Below are 15,161 nucleotides of genomic sequence, written 5' to 3'. Positions count from 1 at the left end.
AAAATTCCTACTCCCTATCCATATTAAGCTTATTCTTTTTCCGCGATTCATATATTGTTATATTATTTAATAATATTTTTAGCATGAAATGTAAAATTAAATGCCGAATTAGGTTAAATATTCCTCTTTTGGAACAACCAATGCATAAATGATGACGCTTCCACTAAACTAAAGTATAATCTATTAATAAAATCGCAAATAGGACGTGAGTATAGGGTGAAAAAGATAACGGTTGAAAACTTGGCTCAGAAGTTTTCATTGAAGGTACTTGCTGGTGAAGACCAACTTCAGAGAGTGATTACGCAGCCGCGTGTGCATCGTCCAGGCCTTGAATTTGTTGGTCATTTTGATTTTTTCCCCACCGAGCAAGTTCAAATTCTAGGAAAAAAGGAAATTACTTATTTATTAAAATTAAGCCACGAAGAACGGAAATACAGAATTGGAAATATTGTCCACTACCATCCTCCCTGTTTTATTGTAACCGCTGGTGAAGAAGGCCTTACCTATTTGATTCACCATTGTACAGAACAAGGTATCCCCTTGTTAATCACTAAAAAGCCTGAGACAACGTCTGAATTCATCACCAAATTAGACGCATTTTTAACAAAGGAATTAGCACCTGAAATGGCCGTACACGGAGTTTGTATGAATGTGTCAGGCATTGGGATTTTACTTCGGGGAAGTTCCGGAGTAGGCAAAAGTGAAACAGCGCACACATTAATTCGCCGCGGACACCGTCTGGTTGCCGATGATATTGTGATCTTAAAGAAGCTTAGTGCGCAAACAATACTAGGTACACATGACGAGAAAACAAGAGAGTTTTTAGCTCTTCGCAGTATTGGGCTGCTGAATGTGGTTCGCTTATACGGCCGTAAAGCTTTTCAGGAGGAAACACGAATCGCTCTTGATATCCATTTAACAAAATGGGAAAAGGATGCCTTGTATAATGACTTGGAACAGGAATTCCATGATATGGACTATATGGGGGTTAAGATTCCTTCCATCGAAATCCAGCTTCAGCCTGGTCGTGATGTGGCGGGGTTAATTGAGGCGGCTGCAAATAACTGGTACTTAAAAGAACAAGGATACAGCGCAGCTGAAGAATTCATGAGCAGGATTGAGGCAGACATTTCGAAATTATAAATACGCGGAGATAAAATAAAACAAACACCGTCCCAGCCGAAGTTGAGACGGTGCTTGTTTTGTTTCATTATATAGCTTCCTTAACATCCTCTTTCATTTGATCCTCAGCCAGTTTCTTTCGTTCCATTTTTAACTGTGCGAGTCCGAGCTCTTTTGCTTCCTGTTTTAAAGACTTGAGTAAGCTTGCGACCATTAACACCATAATGGCTGAAAATGGAAGGGCCGCAATGATCATAGTGTTTTCAAGAGCTTGCAAGCCTCCAGAATAAAGCAGAACGATCGACGTTACGGAAAGAAAAACTCCCCAAATCACTTTGATGGCTGTGCTCGGATTTTGAGATCCATTTGTTGTCATCATCCCTAAAACAAATGTACCAGAGTCTGCCGATGTAACAAAGAATGTGACAATGATTAAAATAGCTAATAGTGATAAAACTAAGCCCATTGGAAAACCTTCTAACACTCCGAAAAGTGATTCCTCAGCACCTAATGTTGAAATGGACATCAGCCCTGAAGTTTCAGTGACAATTGCTGCACTTCCAAACGTAGAAAACCAAAGGAATCCAATAAGTGAAGGAACAAGTAAGACACATACAACAAACTCACGAATCGTTCGACCTTTTGATACTCTAGCAATAAAGACACCAACGAATGGAGCCCATGCAATCCACCATGCCCAATAAAAGATAGTCCAACCATTAATCCAGCTGCGTCCTTCTTCACTCACAGGCGCCATGCGTAAACTCATGTTAATAAAGTTTTGCATATAAGCCCCTACCGTATCTGTAAATAAGTTAAGTGTAAAAATAGTCGGTCCAAAAATAAATACAATCAAGAAGAGGACAGCCGAAAGCCCCATATTTACATTACTTAAAATTTTAATCCCTTTGCTTAGACCTGTTAAGGCCGAAATCATAAATAACACTGTAACAGCAAGAATGATGATGGTTTGGCTTGTCATCGTACTAGATATCCCAAATAGGTATGACAGTCCACCGTTAATTTGCATGGCACCAAATCCCAAAGTTGTGGCTACCCCAATAACCGTAGAAATGACTGCTATGACATCGATAGCCTTTCCAATAAATCCATCTGCATGTTTCCCAATCAGCGGTCTTAACGTCCTGCTAATTAAGCTCAGCTCCCCTTTTCGGAAAGTAAAATAAGCCAAAGCCAATGCAACCGAACCATAGATTGCCCATGCATGGATTCCCCAATGGAAGAAAGTAAACCTCATCGCATCCTTAATCCCTTGAGCCGTGCCTTCTTGCCCTGTTGGAGAACTAACGGCATAATGACTAATTGGTTCCGCTGTACCATAAAAAATCAATCCAATTCCCACACCTGCACTAAATAGCATTGCAAGCCAAGTTGGGCGGGAAAACTCAGGCTTGTCCTCCTGTTTCCCGAGCTTTATCCGGCCAATTGGACTTACTAATAAATAAAAACATACAAACACAAACAATGAAACGATGATTAGATAATACCACCCAAATGAATCAGTAATCATCCCTTGTGCAGTACTCGTGATACTTTCTAATGCTGCAGGCATTGTAATGCCCATTAAAACAAGACCAGCCATAATGGCTAATGATACGTAAAAAACAATTGAAGCATTTCTCATATTAAATTTTAACTCCCATCTTTGATTTAGTCGCAGAGGGTTCTTCCTTCAATTGGTGAACATATAAAATGCAAAACCATGTGTTGAAATTTTTTTTTGGAGAGAAGAAATAATACTCATATAACGAACCCGTATAAAAATTGCGTCTACGCATTTTCTTACAATCTTAAAAATTACCATTGTCCATCTCTTTGGGAATACGATGATTAGACAGATTAAATACGGCAGAGGTATTTACTATGGATTTTTTATAGGCTTTTAAGAGGAATAATTAAACTATACCAAAAAATGTTTCAGCAATCACATGCATATTTCGGGCTTATTCAGGGCTCTAGTTATTCTATTCCTTCTCAGGAGGGTTGGTCCAGACCATATCTTAATATAACTCTCAAATAATCTGAATAAAGCCGAAATGCTATAAGATATGTTCCTTAGCGGCTCATTCTGCAATTGAATGACGAGGAATCTTGATTTTATGCCTTCCCTTCACCAAAAAAAAAGGCCTGGAGCCCCCTGACCTTTTAATAAACGATTTATTTATATCTGTAACGTGACACTCAAAACAAAATAAATGACCTAATCTATTTATTTACCGACATTCTCCGCAATAGGCTTCTTCCGGAAAACCGGCTTTACTTCAGCGATTAAGATGGCGACCATGATCAATACGGCCCCCAGCACCATCCGGCCCGTCAGTATTTCGTGGAGGAATAATACGGACAATACCATCCCGAAAAAAGATTCAAGTGATAAAATAATTGCCGCCTTTGTGGCTGTCGTATATTTAAAAGCTACATTTTGGAAAATATAGGCGATCGTCGTTGAAAAAACAGCTAAATAGACGATCGAAAAGACCGCTTCTTTTTCAAACGAAGTTGGGATATCTCCTTGAATCAGCACCGTAATGACACTGAGCAAAGAAGCCGTTATAAATTGTACGATTGTCAGCGAAATCGCGTCTTCTTTTTTAACAAATAGATTCGTATAAAAAATATCAAAAGCAAACGCTACTGCACATGCAAGGGATAGTGCATCCCCAATATTGATCGTTAAAGAACCTTGCAATGATAAGAATCCAATTCCCGCAAGCGCTAAAAAGGACCCTGTCAATTCATATCGATCAATTCTCCGTTTATAAACAAGATAAGCAATCATTGGGACAACCACCACATTGACCGCTGTTAAAAATGCATTTTTTGAAGGTGTTGTATATTCTAAACCGACTGTCTGCAAAGCAAAACCAATAAATAAAAATACCCCTATTGTAGCACCTTTCCACACGACAGCTTTATTGAACTTTTTGAACTTATGGCCAAAAAGGATGGTCAGAATTAGTGTAGCAAGTACAAATCGACCTGCCATTACTTGAAAAGCCGTTAAATATTCTAGTGCAATAGCGGTCACAACAAATCCACTGCCCCATACGAGCGCAGTAATAAGCAGCATTCCATCGCCAATGTATTGTTTCATCTCTACTTCTCCCCCTGAATAAAAATAATATCACAAGGAGAGGTAAAATGGATTGATAATTTTTAAGAGTATCATTATTCCTTGCTTCGGGTATGAATTGCCGCGTTCCCCATAACGGGTTCTCTTTTGAAAAAGGTGAATAAAACTGGTTAAATAACTTGTGAAAAAGCCTGGGAATAGATTCGGAGAATTTATAGGTGGAGAATTTCCCTCTAATGTATTGAGAGGAGGCTGAAGAAGCTGATATAAGGGGAGCTTTTCCCGTTAACTTCTGTAAAAAAGGCAAAATACAAAGATTTTGTTCATATAGACGGAAAAGCTCCCCTTATCTTTAAGGAATTATGGCTATTTCCCTATTTAAGCGGAATTTTTCCTCTTATTTTTCAACCACAGGAAACATCTATTTTATAGGGTGAGAAAATCACTCCGATTCCTCACCCTATTTGCATTGCAACCTTTAAAAGGGAACACAACTGTGCCCTTAATCTATTTTTGTAAAATCAATCGTCGTCTCCAACTCTTCTATAAAGTTCGGAGAATCCATTTTGACTGTTGAAACATACGTATCGTCAGAACTCGGGAATTCTGTAAATGAAACTTGATATTGATTGACAGTTCCATCAACCCTTACCGCAGGTTGTTCAGAATGATACCAATTACCATTTGAATCTTCAAGCCAGATGGCGGTTGCTTGTGAATATAAATCTTCGCCCTGTACTTCATATGTGAACGTTTTGACGTTATTTTCCTCACTAGATTCCAATACCGTTAAATGACCGATTTCACCTTGAGAAAGCGTGATTTTCTCTCCTTCCCATTTTACTCTTTTTCTAGTCGGAGCTGATTCACTAAAATCCATTAAATAAGGCTTTATCGTAATTGTTTCGGGGGTTGGCTGCAACGGTTCATAGTATTGCTTAAAATTGTGAATAACCTTTCCATTAACAGGACCGCCGCCTCCTCCACCACCGCTGAATGGCTGCAGAACACGTCCTTTATCATCAATCACTACATAGCCGAGGTCTCTATATTTATTTTTAGAAAATGCTTCCTCATCCATAACTAAACGGAGAGATATTTCTGTTGAAGTAGGAAAGAAATTTACTTTATCAAATAAAATGGATAAGTCATCATTTTGCTCTACCTTATTCACTATAAAAGTTTGATGCTCTCCTTTCATTTCAACTTGCAGTTCAACAGACCAGGATTTTCCCTCATGAGGGCGAATCCCCAGCACAAAAGAATCTGGAATTTCCTCCCGAACACGTATGCTTATCGTTCCTGCATACATCCCATTTTCAATTTTTGATTCATTTCCTCCCATGCCATAACTTCCAATACGTTTCCCATCAATAAACAACTCGAGGTGATTCATAAAATGAGGATTTGTGTTATCTTCATTCCGCTGTGCAATATAGCCAATATGAATTTCACCGCCGTCGTACAGGGTTTCCGTAAACGTAATCAACTGGCCATCAATCTCTATTTGTTCTCCAAGTTCTGTCGTTAAACCTTCTTCTTTTCCCTTTTTCACGCCAATATTTCCAACAAATTCAAACGCTGAGCCAATAATGGGAATCTCTTTTATCGTGTTCGCAAATGAAGGTGATATAACCGACAAACCGAAAGTCATGAGCACCGCAACCGCTGCCGCAGACAATCCGTAATAAATTTTCTTCTTCACTGTTTTTTTGCGAGGGAGTCTTCTTAGGGTTTCTTCGACTCTCACATCGATCATAGTTGGCACCGACCGGTTCACGTCATTTTTTAATTGCTGTTCCCATTTTTCCATGTCTTAACCTCCTCGTCCTTCGCTAACGCTTTTTGAATTTTCTCACGAGATCTCCGTAATCTGGTTTTAATCGTATTTTCGGGCAGTTCCAAAATAATTGCTAAATCATGAATGGATAGGTCATCAATATAATAAAGTCTTAAAAGCTGTTTATCTTCTGAAGGGAGTATATCGAGTAATTGTACTACCTCTATTTTGTCGTACCCATTTTCGTTTGAAATTGGTTCTGCTAATTCATCCATTTGGATGAGATTCTTTCTCTTTCGATGGATTTGATGGCATTCATTTAGGAGAATCCGAATCAACCATGTCTTAAAATAACGAGGTTCTCTTAATGTATGAATCTTCTGGAAAGCCTTCAAAATAGCTTCTTGTATAGCATCCGCACAATCCTCATCACGTGAAAGGATCGTACGACTAACGCGGTACATCATTAATTTATGTGAAAGGATAAGCTTTTCAAAGGAAGATGAGTTTCCTTTCATTGCTTTCTTCACTTCTTTCGTAATATTCACCATGCGCGCTCCTTTCTTGTTTATCTATTGGTTAGATGCATCAGCGAAGTGGCAGGTTTCATTTTTTTAAAAAACTTCATATTTAACATGACAAGGACCACAACATCTCAAAAATGTTGTGGCCCTCTCATTCGACAGCTTAGTCAAAACGTTCTGTTTCAAACCCATCTATAATATCCTCTAATTCTGTTATAAAGTTCAATTGAACAGGATCAGGGATTCTCTCCATCCATTTTTTTATTTGGGGCAGCTCCTCCGCTTCCTCTATGTTCGCTGGCTGATGATCAAGAGTTCCCCACCACTTCTTCAATTCATCAATAAATTCGTAAAAGTAGCGCTCGAATCTCTCTGCCCATTCTGCCCCTTCATCACCGGAAGTCTCCTGCATCATTCCCCATGCTTCCATCGCCGTTTCAAAGTATTCATCAATCTTCTTCATGGTGAAACTCCTTTCTCTATCCTATTATGTAGTGTGATATTTTCTTTTAAGCAACATAGGTACCCTAAACAATGAATAGTCTGTGATACGTATAATGATAACTGAAAAGATACTATTCAACTAGTCAGAATCATTTTCGGTAAAAACATGCAGCTTCCTTCCGATTTGTTGAAGGATGTAAAAGCATTTTTGCTGGCTTTTATCATACAATTCTTTTAGAGGTGATGAAAAAGTGGCGAGGGTAAAACATAACAGCAGTGATGTTGCGCTAATGGCCAGAATGATGAGAGCTGAAGCCGAAGGTGAAGGGCGCATGGGAATGCTGATGGTTGGAAATGTCATTGTCAATCGAGCAAAAGCTAATTGTTTAGACTTTAAAGACGTGCGTTCGATATCAGACGTAATATTTCAAGTGCAGGGAGGAAATTATTCTTTTGAAGCGGTACAAAAAGGGAATGTTTTCTACCAACCCGCAAGAACTGTAGAAAAGAAATTAGCACAACAAGTTATAAATTACTGGAGAGAGCATCCTTCCAAGCATTCGCTCTGGTATTTTAATCCGTATGCTCCTTGTCCCCCAACCTGGTACGATCAACCGTTTGCTGGTCAATTCAAACAGCATTGTTATTACGAACCACAGGCAAATACATGCGAAGACGCTTATAGATGGTAAGGGAAATACCCCACAAATTGTGGGGTTTTTTAGTTACTCCTGTGTCTCAAATTCTATTTTAATCTCAACCACTTCAGCTCTTGTCCCAATACGAAAAGGCGGACCCCAGAGACCAAAACCAGACGACACAATCGAATGCAAATCTCCCTTTTTCAAATATCCCCAATCGTTTTCATAAATCATACCGGTAATGAGGTTTGCTGGAGCTACCTGTCCCCCGTGTGTATGGCCGGAGAGCAGAACATCAACACCATTTGTATTTGCTTCACTCAGTTGGTCTGGTTGATGATCGAGCATTATAATCGGTTTATCTTTGTCTAAGTTCTTCACCAATTCCTCAATACTTTTTCGGTTATTATCTGTTAAATCATTTCTTCCCACAATGTAAATGCTATCCAGAATTTGGACTGTTTCATCATCCAACATTGTCAAGCCGGCTTTTTCCATTTCTTCAAAAATGATTTCTAAATCATTGCCATAATAATCATGATTCCCTGATGTGGCATAGACACCGAGTGGTGCTCTAATCTTCTGCATCGTTTCCCCCATATTGTCAGTTAAATACGGTTCAATATAATCATCAATAAGATCACCGGGAATTAAGACAATATCTGGTTTTCTCTCTTTAACAATATCTACTAATCTCTTTAAATGCTTTTCGCCCACAATTTTTCCTAAATGTAAATCAGATACCATTAGGATTTTCAGTTCCTTCTGAGCAGCAGGTTTATCTAATGAAATATCATACGTACGGATTACGGGACTCCAAGCATTGTAGGAGCCGAACACGAATACAAAAACAAAGAAGACGATGACAGTTCCACCTAACACTTTTGCACCCTTATTTTTAAACAGGTAATAAAGCAAATTAGCAATCGGCAAAAGGATCAAACTGTACCCGATGATCAAAAGCCACGAACCGCCTATAAAAGCGACTATTTTGGATGAAATCAACCGGTCTAAAAAAATCATCAAGGATATCGCGATAATGGCAGCGAAATAGCTCTTTTTATAACGAAAGGAAAAGGTTTCACGAAGCCAAACCCATCCATTGTATCCAACATAGAAACAAATCACGAAGTATATCGCCATGAATACCGCGAATACAATATATAACATACTCTCCCTCCCTACTCATCTCCCAATATGGAGCATACGTTATTTTATCAAAATAACTTCCTTAATTCCTTATATTTGCCTCTCTAAAAGAGCTAATTTTCCCTTCCTCATCCTTCCATATAATTCTTTTATTCTCGTGAAGGGCGGTGTATAATTGATTAGGTTCAAAAGAACTAGGTTATAAAGACTATCTAATATACGTTCAGGTTTGGTGATAGAATGGAATTATATCTCGATATGAAAACAATTGTCTTAACATTAGTAGTCGGCCATTTATTCACAGTTGTTCTCATCAGTGCCTATTGGCAGAAACATACAAGAGACTCCATATTAAATACTTTTTTCCTAGCAAAATGTATCCAAGCCTGCGCTTGGTTATTATTGGCTCTAAGAGGCGGAATACCGGACCTATTTACCATTTCAATCGCAAATTCTTTTTTGTTTATCGGTTCATCATTAGAGGCCGTTGCCATTTTAAAATTAACAGGCTCCTTTCAAGCTGTTACAAAGAAGTTCTATATGGGATTGACGATTGTTTATGTAATAGGCTTTCATCTTCTCCTGCTTTTCTATAACTATGAATTCATCCGGATTGTCTTTGCCTCGTTCGGTACGGCAGTATTGTGTTTCCTCCCCGCCTATCGGTTAATGAGTGGAAATGGTTCGACCTTATTAATGAAGTTAATGGGGGTTCTCTATTATCTCGTTACGCTGTCATTCTTAGTCAGAGGCATTGTCGCACTCACAACTCAGCAAGAAATGGGATTATTTACTCCAGGGCTCATCCAAACGCTTTCATTTTTAACGCTATTTTTAGTTATGATTCTAGGAAATACGGGTTTTATTTTAATCTTGAAGGAACGTGCAGATGATGAGCTCATTAGGATGGCATATTATGATGATCTCACAAACACGTTAAATCGCAGAAGTTTTATTACACGAGCAAAAGAAACATTATCACGTTGTGTAAAAGAACAAACCTATCTTTCTTTTATTCTATTTGACATCGACTATTTCAAGAAATTTAATGACCTTTATGGGCATGAAGCCGGGGATCGCATTCTTCAAGACCTTTCCATGCGAATTAATGGGTTTCTAGGACCACACGACCTGTTTGGGCGATATGGTGGTGACGAATTTGCCATTCTATTCACCGGTCTAAATCAAAAGGAAACAGCAAATAAGTTAGAGCAAATACGGGAGCTGCTGGAGCTGGCAAAAATTGACGGAGTTCCTGAAAGATATTCCATTAGTATTGGTGTAATCACCCTCATTCCTACTAAACAGACAGACTTAGAAACTCTGTATGTTTTTTGTGATAGGGCTCTATATGAAGCAAAACATAATGGAAGAGATTGCATTTCCTGCGGAGATACGGGAGACATTGCATTATCTTCACATCCAGTAACTGGATAAAGCCAGTCCCCTCACCTGGGGAACTGGCTTTATCAGCGTAAAAATCTGAATGACTTTTTTGTAAGAGGAAATAAAAATTTCACTCCTTTTACCGTCATCATATCTCCGACAATATGTGAAAGATAAGCTAATGTTGATACAACTGCCAACCCGTTCACGGCTGTGCTGTTTTCCATTAAAAAACTCATGTACCACCAATACACCAGCGCCCAGAGAGTATGGGTCGTTCCCCGATGAGCGAACCAGCCTGCCACGCCAATGTATAAGGCAAACATCACCAGCCACCAAAATTCATTATTCGCTGCGTAATACATCAAGAACAATCCAATGATGCTCATAAGGATATTTTTTAGCGTTTCTTGACTCCTGACAGAAAACCCTAAAATCACTACACCCCATGCAAAAAGAAGAAGCTTATTCTGCAGCCCAAACCAATTTTTATCTACAAAGGGCAGGATACTGAAATCAAAAAAGAACGAGAGCAACGCCAGTAGCATCAGCACCGCCGCAATATAAACGCCACTCTTTTTAATTTTTTTCGCCGTCTTCGTCACTCGTCTATTTAACAAGTTCCTTCCATCTAAATCTGGAGCAAGAGAAGCGACTCCTGCTGCTGCTAAAATAACCGGGATATCTTCTGGAGAAGAACGAACAGAAGCAATTATCCCAATTCCTAAACCCACCGCTAAATGAGTTCGACCTTTCATGATGCCACCTCTTTGCTGATATCTCTTTTCAAGGAAATAAATAACTTAGTACTAAAACTTAATTTCCATTGATTTCTACATTATCATAATAGATATCTATTTTACTAGATTTCAAAATCCTCAACTTCTCGTAAAAAAAGGAAAATTTGTTCTTTAATCGAACTTATACATAGAGCTTATTTAACGGGCAGAAAGACGGGTGTTTCGTGATGACAAGTAAAATTCTATGGATTTTGATGTTTCTCTTTTTCATCCACTATGACACAGGTGAAGTTGGCGCTGCCGTATTAATAGATGATCGTAAAGAAAAATATGACATTCATCTTAATATGCATGTATTGGAGGATAAAGAAGGTCATCTAAGTTTTGAAGATATATTAGACATTGATATTTCAGAAGATTTCAAAAGTAATAATCATGGTATTCCGAGTTATGGCTACTCTAATTCTGTCTACTGGATGATGTTTGAAATAGACAATTCCTCTAACGATGAAGAATTTACTTTGGAATTCCCCTATGCCCCACATGATTCCATTTCTTTATATGAACTAAATGGGAATGGTTACGATGTTTCAACGGGCGGCGATTTACTGCCATTCAATGAACGGCAGCGAACTCATCGTTACATCACGTTTAATATTACGATTCCAATGAAAGAAACTCGTACTTATTTTGTCCGATTAGAAAGCGAAGGCTCTCTGCAGCTTCCCGTCGTTCTTTGGAAAGGAGAAGCTTTTGAAGTCAAAAGTTTAAAAGAGTATGCGGTACTAGGTCTATATTTCGGTGCTACTCTTGTCATGATTATTTATAATTTATTTTTATTTTTCTCGTTAAGGCTGCAAAGTTATTTGTGGTATGCCCTTTTTATTATTGCGATTAGCATGAATCAACTTACCTTTCATGGTTTTGCTTATCAGTTTCTATGGCCGGAAAATCCATGGTGGAATAACCGATCCATTGTCTTTACACTTGCTTTAACAAACGCTGCTGGCGCCCTCTTTGTCAATAGGTTTCTTGATGTTCGTCAATTTATTAAGGGTTGGAGCCAGTTCTTGAACCTGCTTGCCGTCTTAAATATAGGGTTCATCGGTATATTGATGATAAGCTATTCCTTAGCTCTAAACCTTGTCATGATTTCCACCACTTTTCTTATCGTGGCTATTTTTATTACTACCATTTTATGCTGGAAAAGAGGAAATAAATCCGCACGATTCTTGTTTTTCGGATGGTTCTTTTTCTTGTTTAGCGGACTGCTTACTTCATTAGCTGATGCTGGAGTTGTACCGGTAAATACTTTTACTAGATATGGCTCATTGTTCGGTTCAGTCATTGAAATGCTTCTCTTTTCCATTGCGCTAGCTGATCGATTTTCAATGATTCAAAAGGAAAAAGAAAAATTCGAGAAAATTTCACTTGTCAACAAAGAAATGGCGCTGGAGCACTTAAAGCGAGTAGATCGCCTAAAAGATGAATTTTTGGCAAATACCACGCATGAATTAAGAACACCGCTTTATGGGATGATTGGCATTGCCGAATCCTTGCGCGATGGAGTGGCAGGAGAACCAAACCCCATTCTAAAATACAACCTATCCTTGATGATCAATAGCGGGCAGCGCTTGGCCAATCTATTAAATGATTTACTAGATTACTCGAAACTTAAATCACATGAAATAAAGCTAGACCTTGGTCCTGTTCGACTTCAAGATGCTGCCAACGTTGTCATGACTTTAATCGAACCGTTAACTCAGAAGAAAGACGTAGAACTTGTCAATATGCTCCCGGCCGACTTCCCATATGCATATGCTGATGAAAATCGGGTACAGCAAATCTTCTATAATCTCATCGGCAACGCAGTTAAATTTACGGATGCTGGGTCAGTAACAGTGTCAGGTGAAATAAATAAAGACAATGTAGTTATTAAGATAACAGATACAGGGCTCGGAATGAGCCCCGAGGATATCCAAAACGCTTTTAATGAATTTGAACAAGGTGCGCATTCAAAAGACAGATCGCTTGGCGGCACTGGACTTGGGCTTAGCATCACTAAGAATCTAGTAACCCTGCACGGTGGAAAGGTTTCCTTAACATCGGTTCAAGATAAAGGAACTGCGGTTGAGTTCACTTTGCCTATTTTTAAAGGGATCGTAAAAGACTCCCCTTCTAGTTCACGTTATCTAGTTAAAAAGAAATCTGCACAATTGGATGAAATGAGTACCTATAAAACCATTCCAGGTACCTTAAAAGGGAAAGTTTTAATCGCTGATGACGATCCTGTCAATATTCAGATTCTCTCCAATCATTTGAACTTAAATGGTTATCAATTGGTTGCTGCCAAAGACGGAGAAGAGGCCCTTACTCTTATTCGTCATGATAAAACTTTCGACCTTGTGATTCTAGATCTCATGATGCCGAAATTATCAGGATATGATGTCTGCAAAGAACTAAGAAAGGACTACTCATTAACTGAACTGCCGGTACTGATTTTAACAGCCCGAAGCCAAGTAAAAGACGTTGTGACAGCCTTCCAATCAGGCGCCAATGATTACTTGATTAAACCGTATTTTAAAGAAGAACTATTAGCCCGCGTAGAAACATTAATTACCTTAAAGAAAGTGATAGCAGAAGTAATTGAAAAGAGCCATACGTTAAACAAGCTAAATAAGGAACTCTCATCTTTAAATGAGGAGCTTGAACAACGGGTGATGGACAGAACGCGCGAAATTGAAATTAAAACAGAAAAACTATTAGAAATGGAGTTGTCCCGCCGTCATTTATTATCAAATATTTCCCATGATTTGGCCACACCTATGACATCGATTCAAGGATATGTGAAAGCAATGTTGGACGGTGTCATTGATTCTAATAATCTCCATTATTTAGGCATCATTTATGAGAAGACTTTGTATATCGACCGTCTGATCCAGGACCTGCATGATCTTTCTCAATTAGAGACGGGTCAGGCGAGTTTTTATTTGGAACAAGTTACGATTAAGGACTTTGTAGATCATTTCTTACGAGAATTTGAAGCCGATATTACACCTTATAACATTGCATTTATTCTTGATTCCTATATTTCACCTGAACATAAACAGATGTTCCTTCATATCGACCTTGATCGGATTCGGCAGGTTTTAGGAAATCTTATTTCAAATGCCATAAAATATTCAAAAAAGAATGGCAGCATTACAATTGAAACTGTGATATGTGATGAATTTTTCTCAATGAATAAAGAAAAGCGGAATTATATTAAAGAGATTGCCGCTGCATTAGAAGGTAAAGAAAAAAGCAGTCATCAATACAACCTTGTTATTGCTGTTCACGATAACGGCGAGGGAATTCATTCTGAAGATCTGCCCTATATTTTTGACCGTTTCTATCGTGGTGATAAAGAAAAATATGACTCTTTCAGGAATGCTGGATTAGGACTAGCCATTGCAAAAGAAATCATAACCTATCATAAAGGAATTATATGGGCAAATAGCATAAAAACAAAAGGCAGCTCTTTTTATTTTACATTGCCTATTTATACTGAAAGTGATTATGAAGGATGTGAAGTACATGCAAACCGTGTTAATTGCCGAAGATGAAGTGGATATAAGGAATCTATTAACACTTTATCTAGAACGAGAATATAAGGTCATTTCTTTTTCAGATGGTGAAGAAGCTCTGTCAGGAATCATGGAATTAATGCCGGACATTATACTTCTTGATGTCCTCCTTCCTGGCATGAATGGATTTAGGATTTGTGAAGAATTAAGATCTGCTAATATACATATCCCCGTGATCTTTATCAGTGCAAAAAGAGAGCAAAGTGACAAAATACGCGGCCTAGAAATGGGTGCTGACGACTATATTACAAAACCCTTTGATCCGGGAGAGCTCATGGCAAGAGTAAAAGCCAACTTACGCCGCAATCATTCAGCCTCTAGTGAAAAAAATAGCCACATCATTGAATGGAAGGATTTACGCATTGATTTAGATCGATATACGGTTACCCTCAGCGGAAATCCTGTCCATTTATCAACAAAGGAAATGCAGCTTTTAATTCTATTGGCGACAAATCCACGGAGAGTATACAGTACGGAACAATTATATGATTTAATTTGGGGAGAATATGATGTTGGTGATTTAAAAACGGTGTCTGTTCATATCAGCAAATTAAGAAAGAAAATTGAAAGAAACCCTTCTAAACCAGATTATATTATTACAGTAAGAGGATTCGGATATAAATTCCTGACATAGATAAGCGGCACGAAAAAATCA

Annotated in this window: 12 protein-coding genes; 5 read left to right on the top strand and 7 right to left on the bottom strand. The window is 38.4% G+C overall.

Annotation, left to right across the window (positions count from 1 at the left end; translation table 11 throughout):
- Positions 1-216: 216 nt before the first annotated feature.
- Positions 217-1,143, top strand: coding sequence for an HPr(Ser) kinase/phosphatase (gene hprK, locus CZ487_RS10375; protein WP_077212115.1), 927 nt, complete (start codon positions 217-219; stop codon positions 1,141-1,143).
- Positions 1,144-1,210: 67 nt separating this feature from the next.
- Here the strand turns inward: hprK and CZ487_RS10370 are convergent, their stop codons facing one another.
- The 5 genes from CZ487_RS10370 to CZ487_RS10350 form a co-directional block, all read right to left on the bottom strand.
- Positions 1,211-2,767, bottom strand: coding sequence for a glycine betaine uptake BCCT transporter (locus CZ487_RS10370; protein ID WP_077212114.1), 1,557 nt, complete (start codon positions 2,765-2,767; stop codon positions 1,211-1,213).
- A 585-nt stretch (positions 2,768-3,352) separates the two neighbouring features.
- The gene (locus CZ487_RS10365) at positions 3,353-4,237 is read right to left on the bottom strand and encodes a DMT family transporter (protein ID WP_077212113.1); all 885 of its coding nucleotides are present in this window, start codon (positions 4,235-4,237) and stop codon (positions 3,353-3,355) included.
- 481 nt (positions 4,238-4,718) lie between these two features.
- Entirely contained in the window at positions 4,719-6,029 is a 1,311-nt protein-coding gene (locus tag CZ487_RS10360) for a DUF4179 domain-containing protein (RefSeq protein WP_077212112.1), read from the bottom strand.
- On the bottom strand, positions 6,005-6,547 hold the full coding sequence (locus tag CZ487_RS10355) for a sigma-70 family RNA polymerase sigma factor (RefSeq protein ID WP_237562851.1): 543 nt from the start codon (positions 6,545-6,547) through the stop codon (positions 6,005-6,007). The genes CZ487_RS10360 and CZ487_RS10355 overlap by 25 nt, the downstream gene beginning before the upstream one ends.
- A gap of 136 nt (positions 6,548-6,683) precedes the next feature.
- Positions 6,684-6,983, bottom strand: coding sequence for a hypothetical protein (locus CZ487_RS10350; protein ID WP_077212110.1), 300 nt, complete (start codon positions 6,981-6,983; stop codon positions 6,684-6,686).
- Between the two features lie 232 nt (positions 6,984-7,215).
- On the opposite strand from CZ487_RS10350, the gene CZ487_RS10345 reads away from it, so the two are divergent.
- Positions 7,216-7,656, top strand: coding sequence for a cell wall hydrolase (locus CZ487_RS10345; RefSeq protein WP_077212109.1), 441 nt, complete (start codon positions 7,216-7,218; stop codon positions 7,654-7,656).
- 33 nt (positions 7,657-7,689) lie between these two features.
- Here CZ487_RS10345 and CZ487_RS10340 read toward each other — a convergent pair whose 3' ends face one another.
- Positions 7,690-8,775, bottom strand: coding sequence for a metallophosphoesterase (locus tag CZ487_RS10340; protein WP_084783204.1), 1,086 nt, complete (start codon positions 8,773-8,775; stop codon positions 7,690-7,692).
- Positions 8,776-8,994: 219 nt separating this feature from the next.
- Between CZ487_RS10340 and CZ487_RS10335 the strand changes: the two genes are divergently transcribed.
- Complete coding sequence (locus CZ487_RS10335) at positions 8,995-10,191, top strand: GGDEF domain-containing protein (protein WP_077212108.1); 1,197 nt, start codon at positions 8,995-8,997, stop codon at positions 10,189-10,191.
- A gap of 32 nt (positions 10,192-10,223) precedes the next feature.
- Here the strand turns inward: CZ487_RS10335 and CZ487_RS10330 are convergent, their stop codons facing one another.
- Complete coding sequence (locus CZ487_RS10330; RefSeq protein ID WP_077212107.1) at positions 10,224-10,898, bottom strand: metal-dependent hydrolase; 675 nt, start codon at positions 10,896-10,898, stop codon at positions 10,224-10,226.
- A gap of 209 nt (positions 10,899-11,107) precedes the next feature.
- Here CZ487_RS10330 and CZ487_RS10325 point away from each other — a divergent pair, with 209 nt between their 5' ends.
- Together CZ487_RS10325 and CZ487_RS10320 are read left to right on the top strand one after the other, a co-directional pair.
- Positions 11,108-14,485 carry an ATP-binding protein gene (locus tag CZ487_RS10325; RefSeq protein ID WP_077212106.1) on the top strand — a complete coding sequence of 1,126 codons (3,378 nt, stop codon included), beginning with the start codon at positions 11,108-11,110 and terminating at the stop codon, positions 14,483-14,485.
- On the top strand, positions 14,457-15,140 hold the full coding sequence (locus CZ487_RS10320; protein ID WP_077212105.1) for a response regulator transcription factor: 684 nt from the start codon (positions 14,457-14,459) through the stop codon (positions 15,138-15,140). Before CZ487_RS10325 ends, CZ487_RS10320 begins: the two co-directional genes overlap by 29 nt.
- Positions 15,141-15,161 lie beyond the last annotated feature (21 nt).

It is taken from the genome of Robertmurraya dakarensis, from assembly GCF_900156875.1.
GTDB lineage: Bacteria > Bacillota > Bacilli > Bacillales > Cytobacillaceae > Robertmurraya > Robertmurraya dakarensis.
The sequence above is the reverse complement of the archived record's forward strand: the minus strand, read 5'-3'. Positions and strand labels throughout refer to the sequence as shown.